Below are 25,265 nucleotides of genomic sequence, written 5' to 3' on the forward strand. Positions count from 1 at the left end.
AGATTCGCCCCCTGGCCCAGTTCACCCCTTGAGCGAGGCGACAAAGGGCGCCCAGGCAGCGGCGGTGAGGATGAGGGCGGGGCCTTGGGGGGCCTTGGAGTCCCGGACGGGGACGAGGCCGGGGATGTTGTCGGCGACTTCGACGCAGTTGCCGCCGCTGCCGTTGCTGTAGCTCGACTTGCGCCAGAGGGCGGCGCCGGGGAAGTCGCTCGCTACCTCCACGCAATCTCCGCCGCTGCCATTGCTGTAGCTGCTCTTGAGCCAGAGCGCATCACTCAAGTCGGTCCGGTTGCTTGCCATTTCGGTAATCCTCTGCCGCTGCCTTGATCATGGCCAGGGACGCCTCTGGTGACAGTGCGACGGCCCTGAGGCGATCGTACGACCTGCGGTACTCCTCCACGAGGGCCGGATCGTCGATGGTGTCACCGCTGTGCAGCGACTCCGTGTAGAACAGCGGCGGGGCATCAGGGAAGGTCATGATCTTCGCCGTGCCTGTCATGAACGGATGCGTGCCGCACTTCCGCAGAACAAGCTGCGGAGTGATCCGGCGGCGCTCAGCCAACTCCACAATCCGGTCCAGCTGTTCTGCCATGTTCTGGGGCGGCAGGATCGGGTCGGTGATCAGCAACTCATGCAGGATCGCCCAGTACTCCGGGGTGTGGTGATCCCTCTCGAAGAGCTGGGCACGCGCCATCCGGGCGCTGACCTTCTCCTCCACCTCGCCATCGAGAGACAGCGGGTGAGTCGCCAGGACCACCGCCCGTGCGTAGGCCGGGGTTTGGAGCAACCCCGGGAAGAGGCTGGGGCACCACTCCTCAATCGTCTTGGCGTGCTTCTCCGCCTCCAGGACTTGCTCGAAGTACTGGGCATGCCCGACCCTGCGCGCCTTCCGCACATCCTCACACCGCCGCTCGAAGAACCCGTCCGTCTCCAGCACCCGGTCCGCATGCACGGCAAGATCCAACGGCATCCGGCGCTCCCCGCGCTCGATGTCGCTCAAGTACGTCTTGCCGTAGAAGCTGCCTTCAAGGAACGCCTCCAACGACAGCCCCGCCGCCTCCCGCTTCCACCGCAACTCCTTGCCGTAGAACGTCGGGACGCTCATCGAGCCGTCAATGTCCTTGCGTCGTGCCATCGTTCACCTTCCGCTGTCCCGCTCGCGAACGCGAAACCCCTTTCACCGTAGCGATCTCAACGACAACCTGTGAGGAGTTCGTCACACAACGCACAGGAAGAGGAAGGCCCCACCCCATGCCCGACCACTCCCCCACGGCCTACGACGTCACCCTCTGCGCCGAGAACCTCCGCACCGCCCTCGCCCTGCACGGCATCACGTTGCCCTCCCTGCGCGTCGACCTCCCGAGCTTCGCGGGCACGCACACACCGCCCGCCGGCCTCATCGCACTCGGGAACTGCAACACCGCGACGGCCCAGGCACTGACCGCCGCACTCCGGAAGACGGCAGCCGAGCAGTGACGTTCGAACTCGACCTGCTCGCGACCCCGAAGGCCGTACCGGAACTGCGCCACCACCTCCGCACCCACGACTTCGAAGTCCGCCTGTGCGCAACGGAGTTGCTGACGAACGTCATCGACCACCTCGGCGAGGGCACACCCGTGACCGTCCGCGTCACCGGCACGGACCTCGGTCACACCCGTATCGAGGTCACCGACCCGGACCCTCGCGCGCTGCCCACCCTCCTGTCCGCCTCCGCAGAGGCCGAGTCCGGCCGCGGCCTGACGCTGGTCGACGTACTCGCCCAGCGCTGGGGAGTCGATCAGGGAGCGGACCGCAAGACGGTCTGGTGCGAGCTGGCCACACCGGGGCGGTAGTCGGTCATTCACCCCTGCACACAGAAACCCCACAGAAACACCTGTACCAACACTTCTGTGTATGCCTACAGTGATGCCGCGCATCCGCGGAGCCTGACCACTCCGTGGGCGCACATCAGTCAGCGACCGGGGGAACGCCGTCGCTCACGGGGAGGGGTCGCGTCGCCATGCCGTCGTACGCCTTTCCGGCCCGCATCCCCGGCTGAGCGCAGAAAACGATGCTCCCTTGCACCCCAGACCGTGGTTCCGGCTGCCCGGAACACGAAGATCACGAAGACTCACGTCCGCTGTCACCTCCGTGGCCGCTCTGGCCGTCCTGGCCGGTCTCGCGGTTCAGCCCGGCTTGGCCGGCCTGGGCGCCGAGCCGGCGGGTGACTCCTATCCTTGGCACCAGGACACCACCGCCGAGCAGTTGCGGCAGGACCAGTGTCTGATGGCCGACGTCCTGCGTCTGGGCGGCACGTCCATGACGACGACCGCGCAGGACGGCCTGAACAAGACACCGGGGCAGCTGCACACTCTCGCCAACCGCGAGCACTGGCAGGACACGGCGCTCTCCACGGCGTACGACAAGGACAAGGCTCAGGCAGCCCAGGACCGGGACACCATCAACGCCCTCCGGGACGCCTGGCAGAAACCCCTGAACGGGCTGGACACCCCGGCCGGTTTCACCGAGACCGGCTTCCACTGGCCACCGGGCACCAGCAACGACGGCCAGCAGAGCTTCTACGAACAGACCGGCCTGACCAAGTGGATCTCCGACCGGTTCTGGAAGAACGAGGAGGACTTCTACAAGGACTCCACGCCCGCTACGGACGCGGCGACCCTCAAGGCCGTCGACGCCCTGGGGACTCCGCGCTACGGCTCCGACCCGGACCCCGGCCTGCCGAGGGACGAACGCGATCGCGCGCTTGCCGAGCAGGACGCCTTCACGTGGATGCACGGAGGCCTGGGGCGGAGCGCGGGCGCGGACGACGCCCGGATCTTCCTCGCCTCCGGCGGCTTTCCCCGCACCGCCCCGCAGCCGGACAGCGCGGAGTTCCGTATCGCGGTCGAGGACCTGAAGTCCCGGTACGCATCCTGTGCTTGGCGTAACCCGATCGACCCGGACAGCGTTCTGGGTGACGTCACCTCCACCGCCGCCACCGAGTGGCAGCAGGAGATCGCGTCCCAGGCCACGCAGCGCAACCAGATCCTCACCGCCGACAAGGACGCCGTCGCCGCTCTCGCCTCGGGTTCCAAGACGCTCGGTGACCTGCTCGGTCAGTCCTGGGTCGCCGACCGCCTCGCCCGCTGGCAGGACTTCTGGTCGGCCGGCGGAACCGGCACGGTCGGTGACGCGCCGACGGTGATCGAGGTGCACGCCGCGCAGGGCAAGTGCCTGGACGTCGAGGGCGCGAAGAAGGACAGCGGCACGCCCGTCCAGCTCTACACCTGCAACGGCTCGGCCGCGCAACCAGCACGGCCGGCCACAGGGTCTACGTGATGGAACGTGGGTGGACGCTGGTTTCGGATCTGCGCGTGGGCGACCATCTGCGCACCCCGGACGGCTCCGTCCACCCGGTGACCGCCCTCCGAGACCGCTCGGGCCTGACTCCGCGGAGGGTCTTCGACCTCACGGTCGACGACCTGCACACGTTCTTCGTGCTGGCGGGCGCCACTCCGGTCCTTGTCCACAACTGCAAGGTGGCGTTGGGGTGGCAGAACGGTGGGAAGCTCGACGAGTGGGCCGGGCTGCCCGAGAACAAGTTCACCACCTTCTCCAACGTGTCGCCGAGGGACTTCGCACGTATTGCGGAAATGGCCATCGCGGACCCGAGCGTGGCGCTGCACATCAACATGACGGGACTGGCCAACGAGGGAACCTTCATAGATGCTGCCCAGCGTGGCCTGACGGCCGGTGAGGCCGGACGTGCCACGGACTACGAGATGTCGATGATCGCGAGGGCACTCGCCAATGGTCAACGCCCGTGGAGTTCGATCAAGTTCTACTCCCCGTCGGGCCCAGATGGAGCCATGGTGCTGGATGCCCCGACACCTATGCCGGATCTGTCAGTGCTGAAGGGAGACCTTCGCCCAGTGAAGGGTTCCGTCATCGGTTACTGCCACTGCTGAGGAGTCGGCCATGGATACCCACCAGAACGACCTGTACCCGGACGTGACCGCTGAGGGCGGCCTCGTATCGGCGATGAAAAAGGCCGCGAAGCTGGGCAGGGGCGAAATCTGGCCAGTGCCCACGCCCACCGACGACATCATCGGTATCGAGACGGCAAGGGGCACCATGTCAGTCGTTCTCGCGACCGAGGAGCGACTATTCCGGGTGCGTGTTCATATTCCCGGGATCCTCTGGGACGTTCCCGAATTCAATTGGGAGATCGGTTCGACGAACGACTTCGGGTCGCTCGTCGAGGCGGTGGTCGCATGGCGGGAAGGCGTGCCGTTCGACGAGTTGGCGGCGAGATTCACGTTCCTGGAACTCGACGAATTCGCCAGGGCGATCGAGAGGGGAGAGCCCACTTCTTCGCAGTGGGCCGACCTTCTGTCGTCCGACTTCCACCGGCGGCAATGGAACCTTCTGCGCCGCCTTCATGCGGACGAGGTACTGCGGCACATGTTCCCGACGATCTCGCACGGTGCCGTCCGCCTGTGTGTGGATCTGTTCGACGGAGCGAGCCGTCAGGTCCTGGTGCACGAGCCGAAGGAAGAGCGTTACGAGGTCATCCGCCCCGGGGTGCCCGGGGCGGACTGGGTCGAGGTGCCGACCGGTGATCTGATCGCCTACCTGCGGGCTGCCTTGACCCAGGAGTGACCTCGACAGACCGCTGAGGTCGAACCCCGCCAGGCAATCCCTGGCGGGGTTTTCTTTCGAAGGGTGGAGCCTCTGGGGACGGAAGAAGGCAAGGCCTCCAGGAAAGAGAACCAGCCGCCCCCGATGCCCGCCGCCCTCAGCGGTGAAGCGCCTCCGCCTCCTGCGGGACGTGGGAGGCGATCACGCGCTCCCGTCCCCCGGCAGGGACGCGCCGGCGGTCCACCGCGTAGGCCGCGCCAGCCACCCCAAGGCCGAGTACCGCCAGCCCCGCACCGGCGAGCGCCGAGGATGTCACGCCGAAGCCGGCCGCCAACGTCAGGCCGCCGATCCAGGCGCCGCCCGCATTCGCCAGGTTGAACGCCGCCTGGTTCGCGGAAGAGGCCAGGGACGGGGCCGCCGACGCCTTCTCCATGACCATCAGCTGGAGCGGGGAGCCTGTGATGAAGGCTGCCGCGCCGAGCAGGATCACCGCGAGGGCGGCGCTCCACTGCGTCGACATCAGCAGCGGGAACAGGCCGAGGACCGCCACCAGGGAGACCAGGCCGCCGAACAGCGTCCCCCGCAGCGAGTGGTCCGCCAGGCGCCCGCCCACCAGGTTGCCCACCGTCGCGCCCACGCCGAACAGCGCCAGCAGCACGGTCACGCTACCCTCGGCGAACCCGGCGGAGTCCGTCAGCATCGGGGTGATGTAGCTGTACGCGGCGAACAGCGCGCCGAAGCCTGCCACGGTCGTACCGAGCGCCAGCCAGACCGGCAGGGACCGCAGGGCGGCCAGTTCACCGCGGAGGCCCATCGTGGGGGCCGTAGCCCGGTCGGCCGGGATCAGCAGGGCCAGCGCGGCCATCGCGGCGATACCGATCGTGCTCACACCGAGGAACGTGGCCCGCCACCCCAGGTGCTGGCCCATCAGCGTGGCGACCGGCACGCCCACGACGTTGGCGACCGTCAGACCGAGGAACATCAGGGAGACGGAGCGCGCCCTGCGCTCCGGCGCGACCATCGCCGTCGCCACTACCGCGCCGACGCCGAAGAAGGCACCGTGCGGCAGACCGCTCAGGAAGCGGGCGACGAGCAGCGAGTCGTAGCCGGGGGCGAACGCCGACAGTGCGTTGCCCGCCACGAACAGCGCCATCAGGCCGATCAGCACCGTGCGGCGGGACATCCGCGCGGTGACCGCGGCCAGCAGCGGGGCGCCGATGACGACGCCCAGCGCGTACGCCGAGACCAGGTGCCCGGCGGTGGAGACGGAGACGTGCAGGTCGTCCGCGACATCGGGCAGCAGGCCCATCATCACGAACTCGGTGGTGCCTATTCCGAACGCGCCGACGGCCAGAGCGAGCAGGGCCAGAGGCATGAAGTGGCCTGTGCCTTTCAAAAGTGAGAGGGGGAGCGGTGTCCGCACCAAGTTTAAGTTCAGTTACGGAACAAAACCTCTCAGGCCCAGTATTCCGGGAGGTTACGAGCCGGTGGCGAGGCTCACACGGGCCGCGATCGGAAGGTGGTCGCTCCCGGTCCTGGGCAGCGTCCACGAGGTCACCGGCTCGATGCCCTGGACCATGATCTGGTCGATCCGCGCCATCGGGAACGAGGCCGGCCAGCTGAACCCGAACCCGCTGCCCGCCGCGCCCTGCGTGGAGCGCATCTGGGAGGTCACGCCGTTGAGGGAGCGGTCGTTCATCGTGCCGTTCAGGTCGCCGAGCAGCACCTTCCGCTTCAGCGGCTCCTGCGAGATGGCCTCGCCCAGCGCGTTGGCGCTCGTGTCGCGCTGCCGGGCCGTGAACCCGGCCTCCAGCTTCACCCGCACCGACGGGAGGTGGGCGACGTAGAACGCGACCCGTCCCTCGGGGGTGGTCACCGTGGCGCGCATGGCGCGGGTCCAGCCCAGCTTGATGTCGACGGCCCTGACCCCGGTCATGGGGTACTTGCTCCACAGGCCGACGGTGCCCTGCACCGAGTGGTACCTGTACGTCGAGGCCAGCGCCTGCTCGTACACCGGCACCGCCGAGGCGGTCAGCTCCTCCAGCGCCACCACGTCCGCGCCGGACGCGGCCACGTCACGGGCCGTACCGGAGGGGTCGGGGTTGTCGGCGTTGACGTTGTGCGTGGCGACGGTCAGGTCGCCGCCGCCGATGGTCTTGTCGGTCAGCAACCCGCCGAAGAGATTCAGCCATACGGCCGCCGGCAGCACGACCGCGATCAGCGCGGTCGCCGACCTGCGCACCAGGGCGATCAGGAGCAGCACCGGGACCAGGAGGCCCAGCCAGGGCAGGAAGGTCTCGGTGAGGCTGCCCAGGTTGCCGATGCGGTTGGGGATGCGGGCGTGCAGCAGCATGACCAGGGCGAGGATCACCGCGAGCGCGGCGACAACGATGCCACGGCGCCAGATTCTCGGGTCGCCCCGCCATCCGGAGACCAGACGGTTGAGCAGGCGCCGGAGCCGGTCTCCCCGGTGCTCGGGCCCCGAGCCGCCGTTGTCCGTCTCCGCCACATACGCCTGCTGCGCCATACCGCGTCGCCTCACTGCCTGCCGTGCAACCCGTCCGTCCCCCCGTATCTGAAACCCTAGGGGATGATCGAGCCCGTCCCTGCCGTCGCATGACGGCCGTACGGGCACGAGGACGACGAACCCGGCGCAGGGAGTTCCGAACGCGGCCCCGGAAAGCGCCCTCTGTGACGCAACGCGCACATTCGGGCTAGGTAGTTGAGGATTTGACGGGTCGTAGTCCTTCGAGGAGGGTGTCCACGATTCGCTCCGACAGGTCCTCGGAGAGGTCGGTCTCCACGTCCGCCTCCGGGCGCATGACGGTGCGCAGGAGCATGGGGCCGACCATCAGGTCGTTGACCAGCTCGAGGTCGATGTCCTCGCGGAGTTCGCCGTTCTGCTGACCGCGGCGCAGGATCTCGATCTGCAGTCTGCGCCGCGGCCGGACGACGGACGCGTGGTAGGCGGCCCAGACCTTCGGGCTGCTCTTCATCTGGGCGAACACGTTGTGCAGGAGCACCGAGGTGCGGGTCATGACGCCGCGCGTCCGCCGCTGCTCCAGGAGGGCCACCAGGTCGTCGCGCATGGAGGTGCCCGGGAGCTCGGCGTCGGGGGGCTCGGCGGCGCGTACGACGTCGACGAAGAGCTCCTCCTTGCCGTTCCAGCGGCGGTAGATGGTGGCCTTGCCGACGCCCGCGGTGCGGGCGATGCGCTCGATGGAGAGTTCGGCGAGCGGGACGCCGTCCTCCAGGAGCTTCAGTACGCCCTCTATGACGGCGCCTTCGACCGCCTCACTGCGGGGGCGTCCCCGTGCGGGCGCCCCGGGCGGGGCCGGACTGTCGGCGAGGCTCACTTCTGCGTCCCTTCGTTGTGCTGGAGCGATTCTCCCCGTTGCCCCCCGGTGCGGCGGAAGACGCTATTCCGCCGCTGCCACCAACTCCTGCTCCTCCTTGCCCTCCTGACGGGCCGGCGGCTTCCCGGGCAGGAAGAGGAACGCCACGAGCGCGCCGAGGATCGCGACGACCGTGCCGCACAGCGCGGTGACGTGCATGGCGTGCAGGAAGGCGTCGTCGGCGGGGGTGACCAGGGCCCCGCCCTGCGGGCCGAGCTTCGCCGCGACCCCGAGGGTGGCCTCGATGGACTCGCCGGCCGTCTCCCGCAGGCCGGCCGGGAGGTGACCCAGCTTGCCCTCGATGCCGGTGCGGTACGCCGTCGACAGCACCGAACCGAGGACCGCGATGCCGAGGGCGCCGCCGACCTGGCGGAAGGTGTTGCTCAGCGCGGACGCGGAGCCGGCCTTCTCGCGCGGCAGGGCCTGCATGATGACGACGCTTGTGGGGGTCATGACGTGGGCCATACCGGCGCCCATGAGGAAGAACACGACCTCCAGGACCCAGATCGGGGTGTCCGCCTCGAAGCCCGCGAACGCGGCGAGCATCCCTGCGAGCAACAGCAGTCCGACCCCGGTGGTGACCTTGTTGCCGAACCGGTCGACGACCAGCCGGGCCCGCGGCGCGAAGATCATCTGTGCGGCGGCCAGCGGCAGCATCAGCAGGCCGGACTGCAGCGGCGAGTAGCCGCGCACGCTCTGGGTGTAGAACACGGCGAAGAACGTGACGCCCATCAGCGCGAAGAAGACCAGCGCGATGGCGGCCATGGCGGCCGAGAACACCTTGTTCTTGAAGTACGTGACGTCGAGGGAGGGGTGGTCGCTGCGCTTCTCGAAGACGACGAAGGCGGCGAGTACGACGAGACCGGCGGCGATGGTCGCCAGCACCTGGGGGTCCGTGAAGTCGGCGAGTTCGCCGCCCTTGATGATGCCGTAGACGAGCAGGACCAGGCCGACGACGGACAGTGCGACGCCGACGGGGTCGAGCCGGCCGGGCCTCGGGTCGCGGGAGTCGGGGACGAGCCAGACCATCAGGGCGAGCGCGAGGAGCACGATCGGCACGTTGATGAGGAAGACCGAGCCCCACCAGAAGTGGTCGAGGAGCACACCGCCGGTGATCGGGCCGATGGCGATGGCGAGACCGACACCGCCGGCCCAGATGCCGATGGCCTTGGGCTGCTCCTCGCGCTCGAAGACGTTCATGAGGACGGCGAGGGTGGCCGGCATGACGAAGGCGGCCCCCAGGGCCATCAGCGCGCGGTAGGCGATCAGCTGGCCCGGCGAGCCGGACTCGGCGGCGAGCGCGGAGCCGACACCGAACACGACGAGACCGCCGAGCAGCACCTTCTTGCGGCCCACCCGGTCACCGATGAGGCCGGCGGTGAACAGCAGACCCGCGAAGACGAGCGTGTAGGCGTTGATCGCCCACTCCAGCTCGCTCTGCGTGGCGCCCAGGCCGGTCGGGGCCGGGGTGGAGATCGTCTTGATGGCGACGTTCAGGATCGAGTTGTCGAGCACGACGATCAGCAGGCTGAGCATCAGGACGCCGAGGATCGCCCAGCGGCGGCGGTGCACCGCCTCGGGTATCCGGGGTGCGGGAACGGGTGGAGTCGTCATGCCCCCAGGTTAGGTGAATTCCGATACGAGACGGTGCCGTATCGTAAATCTTTTACCTGGGCCTTACGCCCGCTCCTGCGTGCGGTACGTGACGGAGTTCCCTCTGGCCCTGGCTGGCACGAAGTGCCACCATGGGGGTGATCCGGGGACGCCGTCAGGGCGCCTCGAGATGACTGAAGGAGCCGTTGCAATGACGCAACTTTCGGCTGCCCAGACTGTCCAGGACAGGTCCTCCGACGGCAGCAAGACGCTGTACGGGGGCAAGGGCACACGCCGTATCACCGTTCGCGACATCGCCCTCGCCAAGGAACGCGGCGAGAAGTGGCCCATGCTCACCGCCTACGACGCGATGACCGCGTCCGTCTTCGACGAGGCCGGCATCCCGGTGATCCTCGTCGGCGACTCGGCGGGCAACTGCCACCTCGGGTACGAGACCACCGTGCCCGTCACCATGGACGAGATGACCATGCTGTCGGCCGCCGTCGTACGGGGCACCCAGCGCGCCCTGGTCGTCGGCGACCTCCCCTTCGGCTCCTACCAGGAGGGCCCGGTGCAGGCGCTGCGCTCGGCGACCCGGCTGGTCAAGGACGCCGGGGTGGGCGCCGTGAAGCTGGAGGGCGGCGAGCGCTCGCACGAGCAGATCCGGCTCCTCGTGGAGTCCGGCATCCCGGTCATGGCCCACATCGGGCTGACCCCGCAGTCCGTCAACGCCATGGGCTACCGGGTGCAGGGGCGCGGCGAGGAGGCGGCCCAGCAGCTGCTGCGGGACGCGAAGGCCGTGCAGGACGCGGGCGCGTTCGCGGTCGTGCTGGAGCTGGTACCGGCGGAGCTGGCGGCCGAGGTGACGCGGGTGCTGCACATTCCGACGGTGGGTATCGGGGCCGGTCCGGAGACGGATGCGCAGGTGCTGGTGTGGACGGACATGCTCGGGCTGACCTCCGGTCGGGTGCCGAAGTTCGTCAAGAAGTACGCGGACCTGCGTGAGGTCATGGGGAACGCGGTGAAGGCGTTTGCGGAGGATGTCGTCGGCGGGGCGTTCCCGTCGGAGGAGAACTCCGTCCACTAGAGCCACAGCGGCACAGAGGCAGCCCGTCGATCTTCCCCCGTCGACGGGCTGCCGTTTTGTGTGCTCGCCCCCGCCGCCCCTACCCGTCCCGTCCCTGGGGGCTGCCGCCCCCAGACCCCCGCTTTCGGCCTGAACGGCCTCGTCCTCAAACGCCGGACGGGCTGAAATGAAATGCCGGTGTCGGCGACTTGTCGGTGGGTGTCGGTGACCTGTCGGTGCTTTGTCGGTCGGCCCTGACACCGTCATCGGCATGACACGAATCGACAACAACCCCAGCGGCGGAAACACCGCCGTCACCGTGCGGGGGCTGGTCAAGCACTACGGCGAGACCAAGGCGCTGGACGGCGTCGACCTGGATGTGCGCGAGGGCACCGTGATGGGTGTGCTCGGGCCGAACGGCGCCGGCAAGACCACCCTCGTGCGGATCCTGTCCACCCTGCTCGCCCCCACCTCGGGACAGGCGACCGTAGCCGGATACGACGTCCTGGGGCAGCCCCGGCAGCTGCGCCGGGTGATAGGCCTCACCGGGCAGTACGCCTCCGTCGACGAGAAGCTCCCCGGCTGGGAGAACCTCTACATGATCGGGCGGCTGCTCGACCTGCCCCGCAAGGAGGCACGCGCGCGTGCCGACGAACTGCTGGAGCGGTTCTCGCTCACCGACGCCGCCAAGCGGCCCGCGAGCACCTACTCCGGCGGTATGCGGCGGCGGCTGGACCTCGCGGCCTCGATGATCGGGCGGCCTGAGGTGCTCTTCCTCGACGAGCCCACCACCGGACTCGACCCGCGCACCCGCAACGAGGTGTGGGACGAGGTCAAGCGGATGGTCGCAGAGGGGGTCACCGTGCTGCTCACCACCCAGTACATGGAGGAGGCCGAGCAGCTCGCCACCGAGCTGACCGTCGTGGACCGCGGCAAGGTCATCGCGGGCGGTGCGATCGACGAGCTGAAGGCCAAGGTGGGAGGACGGACGCTACGGGTGCGGCCCGCCGATCCGCAGCAGCTGCGGCCGCTCGCCGCCACCCTCGACGAGCTCGGCATCACCGGGCTCGCCACCACGACCGTCGACACCGAGAGCGGTTCCGTGCTCGTCCCGATCCTCAGCGACGAACAGCTGACCGCGGTGGCCGGCGTGGTCATCGCGCAGGGCATCACGATCAGCTCCATCACCACCGAACTGCCCAGCCTGGACGAGGTGTTCCTGTCCCTCACCGGCCACCGCGCCAGTGCCCCGCGGGACGCCGTACCCACCAACGCCCTTGAGGAGGTCGCCGTATGAGCGCCGCCACAGCGACAGTGACAGCAACCGACGCCCGCATCCCGCTGCGCGGCCATCTGCGCCACACCGGCGCCCTGATCCGCCGCAACCTGCTGTGGATCAAGCAGGACCCCGAGTCGATGTTCGACGCGCTGCTGATGCCGGTGATCTTCACCCTGCTGTTCGTGTACGTCTTCGGCGGCTCGATCGGGCAGGCGCTGGGCGGCGGGCAGCACGGGTACGTGCAGTACGTGATCCCCGGCATGATCGCGATGATGAGCATGTCGCTGTCCCAGGGCGTCGGCACCGGCTTCAGCCAGGACTTCAACTCCGGTGTCATGGACCGCTTCCGGTCCCTGCCGATCGGGCGCGGCTCGGTGCTGTTCGCGAAGATCGCGGTGGAGCTGGCGCGCATGCTGTTCGCCACGACCGTGCTGATGATCGTCGCCGTGCTGGTCGGGTTCGACATCAACAACTGGGCCGGTCTGTTCGCGACCGTCGGCCTGTCCGCGGTGTTCGCCTCGTCGATCATGTGGGTGTTCCTCACCCTGGGCGTGGTCCTGAAGAACGCGCAGTCCGTGCAGGCGATGGGCTTCCTGGTGCTGTTCCCGCTGCAGTTCGGCTCGTCGATCTTCGCGCCGACGAAGACGATGCCGGGCTGGCTGCGGGCCTTCACCGACTACAACCCGCTGTCCACGCTCGCCGACGCGGCGCGCGGACTGATGGTGGGCGGCCCGGTCGCGCACGACCTGTGGGTGACGCTCGGCTGGTCCGTGGTGATCACTGCGGTCGCGGCGCCGTACGCGATCCACAAGTTCCGTACCAAGAGCTGACGCAGCACAGGTGTGCTCCGGTGCGCGTCAGACCAGGGCGGCGGCCTCCTCCGGGGAGAGGCTGCCGCCCTCGGCGTGGGCGGCCTCGTACGCCTCGTCACCGAGGGCGGCGCGCGCGTGCCGTTCGGCCCGGGCGTACACCTCGCGCTCCATGGACGTCGCGACATGACTGGCCGGCAGCAGCGCCCGCGCGGCGCCGATACAGCGGGCTGCGTCCCGGGCCCGGCTGCCGCCGTCGGCCCCGGCGAGGCCGATCGCGGCGAGGGCCAGGTAGAAGGGCCGCATGTGCGGGGCGATGGCCGTGGACAGCGGGTCACCGGCCCGCTGCAGCGCCTGGCGGGTCTTGTCCAGGGCGAGCTCGTAGTTGCCGTCGGCCGCCTCCACGAAGGCCTCCGAGCCGAGGATGAACGCATCGAAGATGACGAAGGTGGCGATCCTGAACTCCTCGCGCAGCAGCCGCAGTTGCTCGCGCGCCTCGGCGATCCGGCCGACCATGGCGAGCCGCCCGGCGAGGAACATCCGGGCGGCGGGCATGGCCTCGTTGCCCGAGCCGTCCTTGCGCTCGATCACCTCGCGCAGCAGTTGCTCGCCCCGCTCCGTCTCGCCCGCCTCCAGCAGGGCGCTGCCGAGCCTGGCGCCCAGTACCGCCACCTGGGCGCGGGCGCCGAGCCGTTCGGCGCGTTCCATCGCCGCCTCGTAGTCGGCGGCGGCCGCCGCGTACTCACCGATCCGTTCATGGGCCTCGCCGCGGGCGGACAGCGCCTCGGCGGTGCCCCACAGGTCGCCGATCCGCCGGTAGATCTCCAGCGACTCGTCGGCGTCGCGCTGCGCGTCGCCCGCCCAGTCGCTCCGGTTGGCGAGGAGGTTGGCGCGCATCTGGAGGGTGGCGGCGAGTTCCCACTCCATGCCGGGGGTGGCCCGGCAGGTGTCGATACTGGCGTCGAGGATCCCGGGCAGCCGGTCCACGCTCCCGGTCAGTATCACGGCGTAGAACCAGAGCAGGCCGGGGGTGCGGCACGTCTGCGGGAGGCCGGGTTCGTACACCTCGGTCATGGTGCGCAGCTTCTCCTTCGCCTGCGGGGACTCCCAGGCCGCCAACTCGGTGTCCATGCAGGCGAGATGGGCCAGGTGGACCCCGCGCCGGGCCTCGGCGAGGAGTTCGCCGGACAGCGGGGGCGCGACGTCGGTGCAGCGCTGCCAGACCGGTTCGGCGCGCCGGGCGGGGGCGGTGAAGGGGTCGGGGCCGAGGGCCATGACCTCCGCGCACCAGTTGCGGGCCTCGATGCGCGCGTCGCGCATCTGCCAGTACCAGGCCAGCGACAGGATGAGGCAGAGGCCTTCCTGTTCGTCGCGTTCGGCGACGGCGTGGCGCAGGGCGGTGCGCAGGTTCTCGTACTCGCGCTCCAGCAGCCCGATGGCGGCCAGCTGGCCGGGACCGCGCAGCAACGGGTCGGTGGTGCGGGCGAGTTCGCGGTAGTACGTCAGGTGCGCGCGCTCGGTCTCCGGGCGCCGCCCGGTCTCGTCCAGGTGCTCGCCGGCGTACTCGGCTACGGTTTCGAGCAGCCGGTAGCGCATGCCTCCGTCGCCCGAAGGGGCGGCCACGACGAGGGACTTGTCGACGAGCGAACCGAGGGCTTCGAGTGCCGCGGGACCGCAGACGGCCTCGGCAGCGGCGAGATCGCAGCCGCCCGCGAAGACCGACAGCCGCCGCAGCACCTCCCTCTCCTCCTCGTCGAGGAGCTCCCAGGACCAGTCGACGACCGCGCGCAGGGTCTGCTGGCGGGGCAGGACGGTGCGGCTGCCGGAGGTGAGCAGCCGGAAGCGGTCGTCGAGCCGGTCGGCGATCTGGCGGGGCGTCAGCATACGGAGCCGGGCGGCGGCGAGCTCGATCGCGAGGGGCAGCCCGTCGAGCCGGCGGCAGATCTCGGCGCACGCCTCGGGGTCCTCGTCGACACGGAAGCCGGCCCTGGCGGCGGCGCCCCGGTCGGCGAGCAGCCGCATCGCGACCGGCTCGGGCAGCGGCTCCACGGGGCGCAGCAACTCCCCCGGTACGCCGAGGGGTTCACGGCTGGTGGCCAGCACCGTCAGCTGCGGGCAGCGTTCGAGCAGCTCCTCCACCAGCCGGGCGGCGGCGTCGACGACATGCTCGCAGTTGTCGAGGACGATCAGCATGCGCCGTCGGCCGCAGTGCTCGGTGAGCCGCTCGACGGGATCGTCGTGCCGCTCGGCCCCTGCCGCCCGCATCGCCTCGGCCCCGGCGCCGTACAGCACGGTCTCGCGGGCCCCCACGGCGGTCAGCACGGCCTCCGGTACGGCGTCCGGGTCGTCGACGGGCGCGAGCTCGGCCAGCCACACCCCGTCCCGGGCCGCGTACCGCACGGCTTCGGCGGCCTCCTGCGACAGCCGCGTCTTCCCCGCCCCGCCGGGTCCCAGCAGCGTGACCAGCCGGGCCGCCGCGAGATCGCCGCGGATGGCCTCGATATCGGCCTCCCGGCCGACGAAGGAGGTGAGGCGGGCGCGGAGGTTGCCCGGGGGCGGGGAGGCCGGGGTGTCGGAGCCGGGGGTCTCCGCCACGGGGTTGGCCGGGCCGAGGCCGAGGTCCGCGGAAGCCGCCGGAAATGCGGAGGCTGCCCCACGGTCGGACCGTCCGTCGGCCACGAGTCCGGGACCGGACTCCGGACCCGCCGGACTGCGACCGGCAGCACCCGGCCGACCGGCCGACGACTCGCCGACGGCGGACCCATGGACCGGCCGATCGTCCGCCGCGAGTCCGGGACCGGACGCCGCACCGGACGGACTACGGCCGGCAGCACCCGGCCGACCCGCCACTGACTCGTCAACGGCGGCCCCATCGGCCCGCACACCGTCGCCCGCGGGTCCCGAACCGGACGAACGACCGGCCGAACTACGGCCGGCAGCGCCTGGCAGACCAGCCGACGAATCCCCCACAGCAGACCCATGGGCCGACACGCCATCGGCCACGAGTCCCGAACCGGACGCCGCACCGGCCGGACCACGGCCGGCGGCACCCGCCGGACCTGCCGACCGCTCACCGGCGGCGGACCCACCGGCCCGCGCGCCGTCGCCCGCGAATCCCGGACCGGACGCCGGACCCACCGGCCTTCCACCAGCCGCACCCGCCGACGGCTCGCCGAACGTCCGCCCGGGGCCGACCGACGGGGCGCCGGTGCCGTGGCCGTGTGCCGGGGCGGCCAGCGCCTCCGGCTGCAGCAACTCCCCGTACAGGGACCTCAGTTCGTTCCCCGGGTCCGCTCCCAGCAGGTCTGCAAGTCGCCGCCGTACGTCCTCGAACGCGGCCAGTGCCTCCGCCGTGCGGCCCGCGTCGCGCAGGGCGCGCAGGCGCAGGGCCTGGAGGGGCTCGTCGAGGGGGTGGGTGTCGCACAGGGCGGTGAGTTCGGGCAGTGACTGCTCGGCGTGGCCCAGGGCGAGGGCGGCGGTGTGGCGGGTGCGCAGGGTGTCGAGGCGGCGGGTGTCCCAGCGGGCCGCCTCCGCGGTGCGGTCGGGGAGGTCGGCCAGGGCGGGCCCGCGCCACAGGCCGAGGGCGTCGTCGAGGACGACGGCCGCTTTGGCGGGGTCGCCGTCGGCCAACGCGCGCGTGCCCTCGCCGGTCAGCCGCTCGAAACGGTGCAGGTCGACGTCGTCGGGCCGGGCGGCGAGCCGGTAGCCGCCCTCGGCCGAGGCGACTGCGTCCGCACCGAGCGCCCTGCGCAGCCGGCCGACCAGCGCCTGCAGCGCACCCGACGCGTCGGCGGGCGGATCATCGCGCCACACCTCGTCGATGAGGACGCCGGCCTGCACGGTACGCCCGGCACGCAGGGCCAGCACGGTCAGCAGAGCACGCAGCCGCGCCCCGCCGACCGGGACGAGGGTGCCGTCGGGGCGGAGCGCCTGAGTGGTGCCGAGGATGCGATAGCGCACGGGGTCCATTGTCTCCGGAGGCGTCAGAACGGGTCACGGGGTTCCGGTGGCGCGGCGCCCGGAACATCGAGGGCGACGAGGACACCGACCGCGTCCCGCCTACGGCTGCGGCCTCCCGGCCCAGTGGAGGGCTTGCCGCGCGTGAACCACTTCGGGCAGGTGTCGACGGGCTCCAGCGACCGCTCGCCGGGCACCGGTTCGAAGGTGCGCGAGCCCGGCCCGTTCTCCTCGTACACCTGGTGCACGACGTGGATGGCCTGGACCCGGCCCGTGGTGCTCGTCCCCCGCCCGCCGTGGTCTTCGACCCGGTGCAGCCCGGCGTATCGCGCCTCGTCCCAGCCCCAGGTCCGCACATCCTTCGGCGCCATGGGCGCGAGCCGCCAGCCCACCTCGTCGCCCACCGTGAACGGCGTGCCGCAGCACTCCATCTGCCAGCTCTCGTAGAACACCTGCCGCAGCCCCATGCCCACAGCCTCCCGGAACCGACGGGCGACCGCGAGACGTTTTCGGCGCGCGCCGGGCCATTCTCGCTTTGCCCAGTGATCCTGAAGGACTTCCCCTTGCACACTGCCACGGCCCAGAGGGCTAATTTATAGAACTCTCAGCAGCTTAGATACACATAGGTTAGCCTCCGATTCCATGAGAAGACCTCCGAGGGCACTCATCACCGTCCGGCTGACCGTCCAGACCGAATCGACGACCAGCCCTGAACGCCAGATCGACGAATGCAGGTCCTTCTGTGAGCTTCGCGGCTGGGAGGTCGTCGGAGTTGCCAGAGATCTCTCCGTCTCCGCCACCGCGGTGCCGCCATGGAAGCGTCCAGAACTGTCCCGGTGGCTCGACGACCGTGCCCCGGAATTCGACGTCATCGTCTTCTGGCGACTCGATCGATTCGTTCGCCGAGTCGGTGACCTGCACCAGATGATCGAGTGGGCTGAACGCCACGGGGGCAAGGGGCTGGTGTCTGCCACCGAACCGTTCGATCTCACAAGTCCGACGGGAAAGGCGACAGCCACCATGATCGCCACCTTCGCCCAGATGGAAGCGCACGCCGCCGCCGAGCGGGTCGCTTCATCGCGTGCACACCTGCTCACGTCCACACGATGGGGCGGCAGTTCACCACCTTTCGGCTATCGCACGTACGCGAGAGACGGCGCCCGCTACCTGGAGGTCAACCCGGAAACAGCCGACATCGTCCGGGAAGCCGCTGGACGCGTCATCGGCGGCGAACCGATCAATGCCATCTGCCGGGCCTTCGAAGAACGGGGGGTCCCTGCGCCCGCGGACACATACCAGCGCAACAAGTCAGGCAAGGACTTCGTCTGGTATCCCCGCACGCTGAAGGGAATCCTCACCTCCCCCACCCTGTTGGGCTGGAAGACACGCAGCGAGGATGTTCCCGGCAAGAAGTACAAGAGGCGCGTGCTGGTTCACGATCAGGACGGCCGTCCCATCCGTGTAGCCGAAGGCGTACTGGACCAGGGGGCCTTCGACCGCCTTCAGGACGCCCTGGCCGATTCCGCGTCTCCGCTCAGCCGACGTTCCGCAACACCCAGGACCCCACTCCTCAACGTGATCAAGTGTGGTGGGTGCGGCAAGAACCTTCAGCTGCACACGACCAGGAAACGACGCAACGACGGGACCTATCGGGTCACCGAAAAGATCCGCTGCCTTTCACGCGTCGGCTCCCCGGCCTGTCCCGGCTACGTGTTCCTGCCCAACGAGGAAATCATCGCCCCCGTCCTGGACATGCTGGTTCGTGCAATCGGAGATACGCCTGTCACCCGCCGTGAATACGTCCAACGAGCTGAGGCCAAAGACGGGTCGAGGTTTCCGTCATACGAAGCCCATGAGGATCGATGGCAGTTCGTGCCACTCGGCACGACCATCGCCGAGCGGTGGCGGAGCATGGCGATCACAGAGATCGGCGAGGACTTGACCCACGCCGGCATCACGGTGAGATGTCACCCGCGAGAACACGGCGGCCATGTTCCGGAGATTCCCGAAGACTTCCAGAAACAGCTTGCCAAGTTTGTGGCGTAGTCGAGGTCCCACGACGGATGGGCATTGGTCTCGCCAGTCTCCCTCCGGGGGAACTCACAGCCTCGCGAGACGTTGTCCCCATGTTCACCATTACGGTCGAAGCTCGTCCCGGATCGGCCGCCACGTACCAGGAGCCCTGCCATGACCACCACCTCGCGCGCGAGGGGCCAGCGGATCAGCCCCGTCTTCGTCGGAATCCTCGCCATAACAGCGGTCACGGGATGGGCCACCTGGACCGGCTTCGCCGAGCAGCCCGGTATAGCCGTGTTCCTGTTCGTGACGGCCGCGTGGATCGTCTCGCTCTGCCTACACGAGTACGCGCACGCCCGCACCGCCCTCCACAGCGGGGACATCACGGTCAGTTCAAAGGGCTATCTGAGCCTCAATCCTCTCGCCTATACGCACGCACTGCTGAGCATCGTGCTGCCCGTACTGTTCGTGATCATGGGCGGGATCGGGCTTCCGGGCGGCGCCGTGTTCATCGAGCGCAACCGCATCCAGGGCCGCTGGCGGCACAGTCTCATCTCGGCGGCCGGCCCGCTGACGAACGTCCTGTTCGCAGCGGTGTGCACCGCCCCGTTCTGGCTGCATGCGCTGGACGGCGTGCCGCGTGACTTCCAGTTCGCGCTGGCCTTTCTCGCGCTGCTCCAGGTCACGGCCGCCATTCTGAACTTCCTGCCGGTGCCCGGCCTGGACGGCTACGGCGTCATCGAGCCCTGGCTGTCGTACAAGATCAAGCGGCAGGTGGAACCCTTCGCGCCGTTCGGCCTGCTGTTCGTCTTCGCGCTGCTGTGGGTGCCGTCGATCAACACCCAGTTCTTCGACGTGATCGACTCGATCCTGAGGAGCCTCGGGATCGGCGACTTCTCCACGTACTGCGGTCAGTCGCTCTACCGCTTCTGGCAGGGCACGAACGAGTTCTGCTCGGTCAGCCCCTGACGGAGGACCCGCGCTCGGCCCGGCCCCGCTTGAAGTAGTACCAGCACATGTTGCTGGACAGCCCGGCCAGCAGCACCCACACGACCCCCAGCCAGCTGCCCTGTGCGAAGGAGACCAGGGCCGCGGCCACGGCAAGCACACAGACGATCAGGGCATAGAGACCAAGGCGGGGCATTTCAGTCGGCTCCTTCGGGGGACACTGCTACGGCGACCAGTGTCCCCCATGCGCTCATACGTCCGTGACGCGGAGCCCGGCGTGCGCCTTGTACCGCCGGTTCACCGAGATCAGGTTGGCGACCAGTGACTCGACCTGGTGGGCGTTGCGCAGCCGGCCGGCGAAGATGCCGCGCATGCCGGGGATGCGGCCGGCCAGCGCCTGCACGATCTCGACATCGGCGCGCTCCTCTCCCAGCACCATCACATCGGTGTCGATCTCGTCGATCTCGGGGTCCTGGAGCAGCACGGCCGACAGATGGTGGAAGGCGGCGGCGACCCGGGAGTCCGGCAGCAGGGCGGCGGCCTGTTCCGCCGCGCTGCCCTCCTCCGGCTTGATCGCGTAGGCGCCCTTCTTGTCGAAGCCGAGCGGGTTGACGCAGTCGACGACGAGCTTGCCGGCCAGTTCCCCGCGCAGCGACTCCAGGGTCTTGCCGTGACCGTCCCACGGTACGGCGACGATCACGACGTCGCTGCGGCGCGCGGCGTCGGCGTTGTCGGCGCCCTCGATGCCGTGCCCGAGCTCGTCCGCGGCGGCCTGGGCGCGCTCGGCGGCACGCGAGCCGATGATCACCTTCTGGCCGGCCCTGGCCAGCCGGTAGGCGAGGCCCTTGCCCTGCGGCCCGGTCCCGCCGAGGACGCCGACGACGAGCCCGGAGACGTCGGGGAGGTCCCAGGGATCCTTGACGGGGGCCTTCGCGGGGGTCTGTGCAGCACTGTCGGTAGAGGTCATGGGCCGACTTTACGTCCGCCCCGACCGGCCCCGACGGTCAGGTGAGCCGCGTCACGGGCAGCCGCCGCAGGACGATCCTCTCGTAGGCGACGAAGTCCCCGGTCTCGTAGAGGATTCCGACGGTCGAGGCGTCGATCCGGACGAGGTCGGAGTACGCGGCGGGCAGACCGTCCATCGTGTACACCGGGCGCCAGGTCGTGCCGTTGTCGGTGGAAGCGCGGACGGTCATCAGGGCTCGGGCGTCGGGGCAGGCCGGGCCGGAGAAGAGCAGGACGTCCGGGTCGCGGAGCTGCGACAGGCTGCCCTCGCACACCAGGCCCTCGAGGCCGGGCTGGGGGCGGAAGGGGAGGCGCAGGGGCCTGCCGCCGTCCTCGGAGTGGGCGTCGGCGCGGTTGCCCGGAGACCGGGCGGGGTGGTGGGAAGATCCAGAGTCGTTGCGGGTGTTGAAGTAGACCCTGCCGTCGGGGAGTTCTGCGGCGGTGGTCTCGTTGGCGTTGATGCAGCCGTCGGTGTTGTCGTCGAGGTAGCCGATGGACCAGGTCTGTACTGGGGCTCGGTGCCGCGGTCGGGGCCGGTGGGCGGGAGGCTGTGGTTGGCGGGGACGACGATACGGCCGGTGCCGAGCTGGAGGGCGTGGCCGGGGGTGGTGGCGTACCAGCGCCAGCCCGCCTTCTTCACGGACTTGGTGATCTCGGCCGGCTCGGACCAGGTCAGGCCGTCGTCGTCGCTGTGCTGCACCCACACGGCGGCCGTCGGCGTCCTTCACCTTGCCGAGCCGGATCGTCTCCTCGGTCGCGGAAGCGGCGTTGCGGACGTGGACGAGGAGGACACGGCCGGTGTCGAGGACCACCGGGCGGGGTTGCCGGCGAGGTCGGTGCCGTTGTTCGCGGCGACCTGGAGCGGGCCCCAGGTGCGGCCCCCGTCCGTGGAGCGCTTGAGCACGATGTCGATGTGCCCGTGGTCGCTCGCCGACTCGGCCCGGCCCTCGCAGAAGACGAGGAGGGTGCCCTTGGCGGTGACGACCACCGCCGGGATCCGGTAACTCGCGTATCCCTCACTGCCGGCACGGAAGGGAACGGTGGCTACTGTCATCCGCGCACTGTCCCCAGGACGGGCGAATTCACGGTGAACGCCGGGTCACAGGTGGCCGGCTGGTGCAGGATGCGCAGGCATGGACGCCGTACGTGTCGCGTTGCTGCGTGAAGTGCTCGCCGGGACCGAGTGGTTGGGGACCGCGCGGCGGTTCGCAGGGGCGCTGCGCGGGTCGGTGGTGTCGCACGGCGGGGGGCTGCTGCTGGTGGGCACGCAGGAGTACGAGCCATGGCATCTGGCGGCCCATCTGGTGGACGAGGCCGCGTGGTCGGGGACACCGGAGCTGACGCCGACTCTCGTACGGCACGGCGCGTGCCCGTCGGATCCGGCGCATCTGGCGGTGGGGCTGGGCCGGTTGGCGGCGGCTCGGCGGGGCGAGACGCTGCTGGTGGTGTCGCCCGCCGGGGCGGACTGCCCGCTCCTGGAGCGCGTGCACGACGTGCGGCGGGCCGGGGCGACAGTGCTGGTGCTCGGGCCCGGTGAGGGTGAGCTCGCCTCGATGGCCCATGAGTCGCTGGCCGTGCCGGAGGGGGCCGAGCTGGACCTGGACACCGTGCAGCACCTGGTCAGCGCGGCGGCCGGGGAGAATGCGCTGCCGGCGCCGCGGGGGAACCGGCGCTTGCGGGACCGTCTGTACCGGCTGGCGGAGCAGCTGACTGCGCCGCCGCCTGCTCGCTGGTGATCTCCCGCCCTGGGCCCGCGGCGGAGCCGCTGATCGATGCAGCCGCCCCCGCCGCCCCTACCCGTCCCGTCCCTGGGGGCTGCCGCCCCCCAGACCCCCGCTTCGGCCTGAACGGCCTCGTCCTCAAACGCCGGACGGGCTGAAAATCAGCCCCTCCGGCGTTTGAGGAGCGGGGGTCCTGGGGCTGGCCCCCGGTACGGGACGGGCAGGGGCGGCGGGGGCGAAAAGCGGTTGCCCGTGGCGGGCGCCCCGCCGACCATGGCGTTTCGTGACCACCGACGACGCCTCCGAACCGCCCCCCTCCCGCCTACGCGCCCTCCTCCCCGATCTCGCCCCCTGGCGGGCCTCCGTCGACTTCCGGCGGCTGTGGGTGTCGGGGACGGTGTCGAACTTCGGGAGTTTTCTGACGTTCGTCGCGTTGCCTGTGCAGTTGAAGGAGCTCACCGGGTCGGCGGCGGCGGTCGGTGCCATCGGGGCCGTGGAGCTGCTGCCGCTGCTCGTGTTCGGGCTGTACGGGGGCGCCCTCGCCGACGCCCTGGACAAGCGGAAGCTGATCGTGTGGACGGAGGCCGGGCAAGGGATGCTCAGCGGGGTGCTGCTGGCCAATGCCCTGCTCCCGCGCCCCGCCGTCTGGCCGCTGTACGTCGTCGCCGCCCTGTCCTCCGCGCTCGTCTCGGTCCAGCGTCCGGCGATCGACTCGCTCTGGCCGCGGATCGTGGCCCACGAGCACATGCCCGCCGCCGGCGCGCTGAACTCCCTGCGCTGGACGGTCGGCGGTGTCGCGGGCCCGGCCGTGGCGGGCGTGGTCGTCGCGTACGCGGGGCTCGGCTGGGCGTACGGCGCGGATCTCGCGACCTTCGTCGTCTCCGTGGTCCTCATCGTCCGTATCGCCGCCTCGCCCGCCTCGTACGAGGCCGCGAAGCCGTCGCTCAAGGCGATCGCGGAGGGCGCCCGTTACGCCTGGAGCCGCAAGGAACTCCTCGGTACCTACGCCGTCGACCTCGCCGCGATGTTCCTGGCGATGCCGCTCGCCGTACTGCCCTTCCTCGCCGACGAGTTGGACGCGAACTGGGCGCTGGGACATGGGGGTCCCCCCACGCCCTTAAGGCAGTGGGGGAGTACGCGACGGTCCCGTTCGGGTCGATGCTGGTGGGCCTGACCGGCGGCTGGACCTCACGCGTGCACCGGCACGGGCGGATGGTGGTCCTGTCGGCCGCGCTGTGGGGCCTCGCCGTCGCGGCCGCCGGCGTCGTCGGCAACGTATGGCTCGTGCTGCTGTTCCTGACCGTGGCCGGCGGCTGCGACATGGTCAGCGGGATCTTCCGCGGGGCCATGTGGAACCAGACGATCCCGGACGAGCTGCGCGGCCGTCTCGCCGGGATCGAGCTGCTGTCGTACTCGGTCGGGCCGACCGTCGGCCAGGTCCGCTCCGGCGGTCTCGCCGCGTGGTGGGGAGTGCGGGCGTCCGTCTGGTCTGGCGGACTGCTGTGCGCGGGCGCGGTGGGGCTGCTGGCGCTGTGCCTGCCGAGGCTGATGACGTACGACGTGCGCACGAACGAGCACGCGGTGCGGCTGCGCGACCAGCGGACGGCAGCCGCACCGGCGCACACGACGGCGCCGGCCTGATCAGTCGTCGTCAGGGGTTCCGGCCGGGGTGTCGCGCCACTTGGGGTCGTTCTCCCACTCCAGGTTGCGCTCGCGCGCCGTCTGCATCGCGTGCTCGGCCTCCTGCCGGGAGGCGTACGGCCCGAAACGTTCCTTGGCGGGGCACTCCGGCCCCTCCTCGGCCTTCTTGTGCTTCAGGCAGTAGTACCACTCGCCGGGTTTGCCGACCGTGCGCTTCTTGAACAAGGGCATGACCTGCTCCTCTCGCCTCCGACATGTTCCCCCACGCCCGCTGGTTAGACTCGCTGGCATGTCTGGCCAGTCGCTGCTCGTACCAGGGGAGCTCTCCCCCACCCGTTCCGTACCCGGAAACATCCGCCGTCCCGAGTACGTCGGCAAGCCCGCTCCGACGCCGTACACCGGGCCGGAGGCGCAGACGCCCGAGACGATCGAGGCGATGCGGGTCGCCGGCCGGATCGCCGCGCGGGCGATGGAGGAAGCGGCGAAGCTCATCGCGCCCGGCGTCACCACCGACGAACTGGACAAGGTGGCGCACGACTACATGTGCGACCACGGCGCCTACCCGTCGACGCTCGGCTACCGCGGCTTCCCCAAGTCCCTGTGCACCTCGGTCAACGAGGTGATCTGCCACGGCATTCCGGACTCGACGGTGCTGCGCGACGGGGACATCGTCAACCTCGACGTGACGGCGTACATCGGCGGCGTGCACGGCGACAACAACGCGACGTACCTGGTCGGGGACGTCGACGAGGAGTCGCGGCTGCTGGTGGAGCGGACCCGCGAGTCCCTCGACCGTGCGATCAAGGCGGTCAAGCCGGGCCGGCAGATCAACATCATCGGCCGCGTCATCGAGTCGTACGCCAAGCGCTTCGGCTACGGCGTGGTGCGTGACTTCACGGGCCACGGCATCAACTCGTCCTTCCACTCGGGCCTGATCATCCCGCACTACGACAGCCCGCACGCGACGACGGTCATCCAGCCCGGGATGACGTTCACGATCGAGCCGATGCTGACGCTCGGGACGCACGAGTACGACATGTGGGACGACGGCTGGACGGTCGTCACGAAGGACCGGAAGCGGACGGCCCAGTTCGAGCACACGCTGGTGGTGACGGAGTCGGGGGCGGAGATCCTCACGCTGCCGTAGCGATCGGTCTTCGAAGACCCGCCCTGCTGCCGGGGCGGGTCTTTTCTTGTACGCTTTTACCGACAAAG

The 25,265-nt window shown here is 70.0% G+C and carries 23 protein-coding genes and 2 pseudogenes; 13 read left to right on the forward strand and 12 right to left on the reverse strand.

What is annotated here, in order from left to right:
* Window positions 1-21: 21 nt before the first annotated feature.
* The gene (locus LJ657_RS11610; protein WP_232648360.1) at window positions 22-300 is read right to left on the reverse strand and encodes a DUF397 domain-containing protein; all 279 of its coding nucleotides are present in this window, start codon (window positions 298-300) and stop codon (window positions 22-24) included.
* Window positions 272-1,135 carry a helix-turn-helix domain-containing protein gene (locus tag LJ657_RS11615; protein ID WP_232648361.1) on the reverse strand — a complete coding sequence of 288 codons (864 nt, stop codon included), beginning with the start codon at window positions 1,133-1,135 and terminating at the stop codon, window positions 272-274. Before LJ657_RS11615 ends, LJ657_RS11610 begins: the two co-directional genes overlap by 29 nt.
* Before the next feature lie 116 nt (window positions 1,136-1,251).
* Between LJ657_RS11615 and LJ657_RS11620 the strand changes: the two genes are divergently transcribed.
* The 5 genes from LJ657_RS11620 (at window position 1,252) to LJ657_RS11640 (ending at window position 4,641) form a co-directional block, all read left to right on the forward strand.
* On the forward strand, window positions 1,252-1,476 hold the full coding sequence (locus LJ657_RS11620; RefSeq protein ID WP_232648362.1) for a hypothetical protein: 225 nt from the start codon (window positions 1,252-1,254) through the stop codon (window positions 1,474-1,476).
* Window positions 1,473-1,832 (forward strand): ATP-binding protein, encoded by a 360-nt coding sequence (locus LJ657_RS11625; RefSeq protein ID WP_232648363.1) that lies wholly within the window; start codon window positions 1,473-1,475, stop codon window positions 1,830-1,832. The genes LJ657_RS11620 and LJ657_RS11625 overlap by 4 nt, the downstream gene beginning before the upstream one ends.
* A gap of 298 nt (window positions 1,833-2,130) precedes the next feature.
* Complete coding sequence (locus tag LJ657_RS11630) at window positions 2,131-3,318, forward strand: ricin-type beta-trefoil lectin domain protein (protein ID WP_232648364.1); 1,188 nt, start codon at window positions 2,131-2,133, stop codon at window positions 3,316-3,318.
* Window positions 3,318-3,947: an HINT domain-containing protein gene (locus LJ657_RS11635; protein WP_232648365.1), complete on the forward strand. Its 630-nt coding sequence runs from the start codon at window positions 3,318-3,320 to the stop codon at window positions 3,945-3,947. Before LJ657_RS11630 ends, LJ657_RS11635 begins: the two co-directional genes overlap by 1 nt.
* Window positions 3,948-3,957: 10 nt before the next feature.
* Window positions 3,958-4,641, forward strand: a complete 684-nt coding sequence (locus LJ657_RS11640; protein ID WP_232648366.1) for a hypothetical protein — start codon at window positions 3,958-3,960, stop codon at window positions 4,639-4,641.
* A gap of 136 nt (window positions 4,642-4,777) precedes the next feature.
* Here LJ657_RS11640 and LJ657_RS11645 read toward each other — a convergent pair whose 3' ends face one another.
* The 4 genes from LJ657_RS11645 to LJ657_RS11660 all read right to left on the reverse strand — a co-directional run bounded on the left by LJ657_RS11645 (window position 4,778) and on the right by LJ657_RS11660 (window position 9,629).
* On the reverse strand, window positions 4,778-5,995 hold the full coding sequence (locus LJ657_RS11645; RefSeq protein ID WP_232648367.1) for an MFS transporter: 1,218 nt from the start codon (window positions 5,993-5,995) through the stop codon (window positions 4,778-4,780).
* A gap of 102 nt (window positions 5,996-6,097) precedes the next feature.
* A complete protein-coding gene (locus tag LJ657_RS11650) occupies window positions 6,098-7,147 on the reverse strand; it encodes an endonuclease/exonuclease/phosphatase family protein (protein WP_232648368.1) in 1,050 nt (349 codons plus the stop codon).
* Window positions 7,148-7,334: 187 nt separating this feature from the next.
* Window positions 7,335-7,976 (reverse strand): TetR/AcrR family transcriptional regulator, encoded by a 642-nt coding sequence (locus tag LJ657_RS11655; RefSeq protein ID WP_232648369.1) that lies wholly within the window; start codon window positions 7,974-7,976, stop codon window positions 7,335-7,337.
* Between the two features lie 63 nt (window positions 7,977-8,039).
* Window positions 8,040-9,629, reverse strand: a complete 1,590-nt coding sequence (locus LJ657_RS11660; RefSeq protein ID WP_232648370.1) for an MFS transporter — start codon at window positions 9,627-9,629, stop codon at window positions 8,040-8,042.
* 190 nt (window positions 9,630-9,819) lie between these two features.
* On the opposite strand from LJ657_RS11660, the gene panB reads away from it, so the two are divergent.
* The 3 genes from panB (at window position 9,820) to LJ657_RS11675 (ending at window position 12,783) form a co-directional block, all read left to right on the forward strand.
* A complete protein-coding gene (gene panB / locus LJ657_RS11665) occupies window positions 9,820-10,695 on the forward strand; it encodes a 3-methyl-2-oxobutanoate hydroxymethyltransferase (RefSeq protein ID WP_232648371.1) in 876 nt (291 codons plus the stop codon).
* A 250-nt stretch (window positions 10,696-10,945) separates the two neighbouring features.
* Complete coding sequence (locus tag LJ657_RS11670) at window positions 10,946-11,971, forward strand: ATP-binding cassette domain-containing protein (RefSeq protein WP_232648372.1); 1,026 nt, start codon at window positions 10,946-10,948, stop codon at window positions 11,969-11,971.
* On the forward strand, window positions 11,968-12,783 hold the full coding sequence (locus tag LJ657_RS11675; RefSeq protein ID WP_232648373.1) for an ABC transporter permease: 816 nt from the start codon (window positions 11,968-11,970) through the stop codon (window positions 12,781-12,783). The genes LJ657_RS11670 and LJ657_RS11675 overlap by 4 nt, the downstream gene beginning before the upstream one ends.
* Window positions 12,784-12,810: 27 nt before the next feature.
* On the opposite strand, the gene LJ657_RS11680 is transcribed toward LJ657_RS11675, so the two are convergent.
* Together LJ657_RS11680 and LJ657_RS11685 are read right to left on the reverse strand one after the other, a co-directional pair.
* Window positions 12,811-16,731, reverse strand: a complete 3,921-nt coding sequence (locus LJ657_RS11680) for an AfsR/SARP family transcriptional regulator (protein WP_232648374.1) — start codon at window positions 16,729-16,731, stop codon at window positions 12,811-12,813.
* Between the two features lie 14 nt (window positions 16,732-16,745).
* Window positions 16,746-17,186, reverse strand: a complete 441-nt coding sequence (locus LJ657_RS11685; RefSeq protein ID WP_232648375.1) for a DUF6578 domain-containing protein — start codon at window positions 17,184-17,186, stop codon at window positions 16,746-16,748.
* Between the two features lie 175 nt (window positions 17,187-17,361).
* Between LJ657_RS11685 and LJ657_RS11690 the strand changes: the two genes are divergently transcribed.
* Together LJ657_RS11690 and LJ657_RS11695 are read left to right on the forward strand one after the other, a co-directional pair.
* A complete protein-coding gene (locus LJ657_RS11690; protein ID WP_232648376.1) occupies window positions 17,362-18,765 on the forward strand; it encodes a recombinase family protein in 1,404 nt (467 codons plus the stop codon).
* Window positions 18,766-18,906: 141 nt separating this feature from the next.
* On the forward strand, window positions 18,907-19,704 hold the full coding sequence (locus tag LJ657_RS11695) for a site-2 protease family protein (RefSeq protein ID WP_232648377.1): 798 nt from the start codon (window positions 18,907-18,909) through the stop codon (window positions 19,702-19,704).
* On the opposite strand, the gene LJ657_RS11700 is transcribed toward LJ657_RS11695, so the two are convergent.
* From LJ657_RS11700 to LJ657_RS11710, 3 genes and pseudogenes are all read right to left on the reverse strand, one after another.
* Window positions 19,694-19,879 carry a hypothetical protein gene (locus LJ657_RS11700; RefSeq protein ID WP_232648378.1) on the reverse strand — a complete coding sequence of 62 codons (186 nt, stop codon included), beginning with the start codon at window positions 19,877-19,879 and terminating at the stop codon, window positions 19,694-19,696. The two genes, LJ657_RS11695 and LJ657_RS11700, sit on opposite strands and share 11 nt — an antisense overlap.
* Before the next feature lie 54 nt (window positions 19,880-19,933).
* Window positions 19,934-20,650 (reverse strand): NADPH-dependent F420 reductase, encoded by a 717-nt coding sequence (gene npdG / locus LJ657_RS11705; RefSeq protein ID WP_232648379.1) that lies wholly within the window; start codon window positions 20,648-20,650, stop codon window positions 19,934-19,936.
* Window positions 20,651-20,687: 37 nt separating this feature from the next.
* Window positions 20,688-21,742: pseudogene (locus LJ657_RS11710) on the reverse strand (sialidase family protein).
* 79 nt (window positions 21,743-21,821) lie between these two features.
* On the opposite strand from LJ657_RS11710, the gene LJ657_RS11715 reads away from it, so the two are divergent.
* Together LJ657_RS11715 and LJ657_RS11720 are read left to right on the forward strand one after the other, a co-directional pair.
* A complete protein-coding gene (locus LJ657_RS11715) occupies window positions 21,822-22,424 on the forward strand; it encodes a hypothetical protein (RefSeq protein ID WP_232648380.1) in 603 nt (200 codons plus the stop codon).
* A gap of 268 nt (window positions 22,425-22,692) precedes the next feature.
* Window positions 22,693-24,050 (forward strand): annotated as a pseudogene (locus tag LJ657_RS11720) (MFS transporter).
* On the opposite strand, the gene LJ657_RS11725 reads toward LJ657_RS11720, so the two are convergent.
* Window positions 24,051-24,281, reverse strand: a complete 231-nt coding sequence (locus tag LJ657_RS11725) for a hypothetical protein (RefSeq protein WP_232648381.1) — start codon at window positions 24,279-24,281, stop codon at window positions 24,051-24,053.
* 58 nt (window positions 24,282-24,339) lie between these two features.
* On the opposite strand from LJ657_RS11725, the gene map reads away from it, so the two are divergent.
* Window positions 24,340-25,197, forward strand: a complete 858-nt coding sequence (map, locus tag LJ657_RS11730; RefSeq protein WP_232648382.1) for a type I methionyl aminopeptidase — start codon at window positions 24,340-24,342, stop codon at window positions 25,195-25,197.
* Window positions 25,198-25,265 lie beyond the last annotated feature (68 nt).

This window comes from Streptomyces guryensis (genome assembly GCF_021261325.1).
GTDB classification, from domain to species: domain Bacteria; phylum Actinomycetota; class Actinomycetes; order Streptomycetales; family Streptomycetaceae; genus Streptomyces; species Streptomyces guryensis.

Coding starts and splice junctions, on each gene's coding strand:
- LJ657_RS11610 (WP_232648360.1), bottom strand. CDS start 300: ATGGCAAGCAACCGGACCGACTTGAGTGATGCGCTCTGGCTCAAGAGC.
- LJ657_RS11615 (WP_232648361.1), bottom strand. CDS start 1,135: ATGGCACGACGCAAGGACATTGACGGCTCGATGAGCGTCCCGACGTTC.
- LJ657_RS11620 (WP_232648362.1), top strand. CDS start 1,252: ATGCCCGACCACTCCCCCACGGCCTACGACGTCACCCTCTGCGCCGAG.
- LJ657_RS11635 (WP_232648365.1), top strand. CDS start 3,318: ATGGAACGTGGGTGGACGCTGGTTTCGGATCTGCGCGTGGGCGACCAT.
- LJ657_RS11640 (WP_232648366.1), top strand. CDS start 3,958: ATGGATACCCACCAGAACGACCTGTACCCGGACGTGACCGCTGAGGGC.
- LJ657_RS11645 (WP_232648367.1), bottom strand. CDS start 5,995: ATGCCTCTGGCCCTGCTCGCTCTGGCCGTCGGCGCGTTCGGAATAGGC.
- LJ657_RS11650 (WP_232648368.1), bottom strand. CDS start 7,147: ATGGCGCAGCAGGCGTATGTGGCGGAGACGGACAACGGCGGCTCGGGG.
- LJ657_RS11660 (WP_232648370.1), bottom strand. CDS start 9,629: ATGACGACTCCACCCGTTCCCGCACCCCGGATACCCGAGGCGGTGCAC.
- panB (WP_232648371.1), top strand. CDS start 9,820: ATGACGCAACTTTCGGCTGCCCAGACTGTCCAGGACAGGTCCTCCGAC.
- LJ657_RS11670 (WP_232648372.1), top strand. CDS start 10,946: ATGACACGAATCGACAACAACCCCAGCGGCGGAAACACCGCCGTCACC.
- LJ657_RS11675 (WP_232648373.1), top strand. CDS start 11,968: ATGAGCGCCGCCACAGCGACAGTGACAGCAACCGACGCCCGCATCCCG.
- LJ657_RS11680 (WP_232648374.1), bottom strand. CDS start 16,731: ATGGACCCCGTGCGCTATCGCATCCTCGGCACCACTCAGGCGCTCCGC.
- LJ657_RS11685 (WP_232648375.1), bottom strand. CDS start 17,186: ATGGGGCTGCGGCAGGTGTTCTACGAGAGCTGGCAGATGGAGTGCTGC.
- LJ657_RS11690 (WP_232648376.1), top strand. CDS start 17,362: ATGAGAAGACCTCCGAGGGCACTCATCACCGTCCGGCTGACCGTCCAG.
- LJ657_RS11695 (WP_232648377.1), top strand. CDS start 18,907: ATGACCACCACCTCGCGCGCGAGGGGCCAGCGGATCAGCCCCGTCTTC.
- LJ657_RS11700 (WP_232648378.1), bottom strand. CDS start 19,879: ATGCCCCGCCTTGGTCTCTATGCCCTGATCGTCTGTGTGCTTGCCGTG.
- npdG (WP_232648379.1), bottom strand. CDS start 20,650: ATGACCTCTACCGACAGTGCTGCACAGACCCCCGCGAAGGCCCCCGTC.
- LJ657_RS11715 (WP_232648380.1), top strand. CDS start 21,822: ATGGACGCCGTACGTGTCGCGTTGCTGCGTGAAGTGCTCGCCGGGACC.
- LJ657_RS11725 (WP_232648381.1), bottom strand. CDS start 24,281: ATGCCCTTGTTCAAGAAGCGCACGGTCGGCAAACCCGGCGAGTGGTAC.
- map (WP_232648382.1), top strand. CDS start 24,340: ATGTCTGGCCAGTCGCTGCTCGTACCAGGGGAGCTCTCCCCCACCCGT.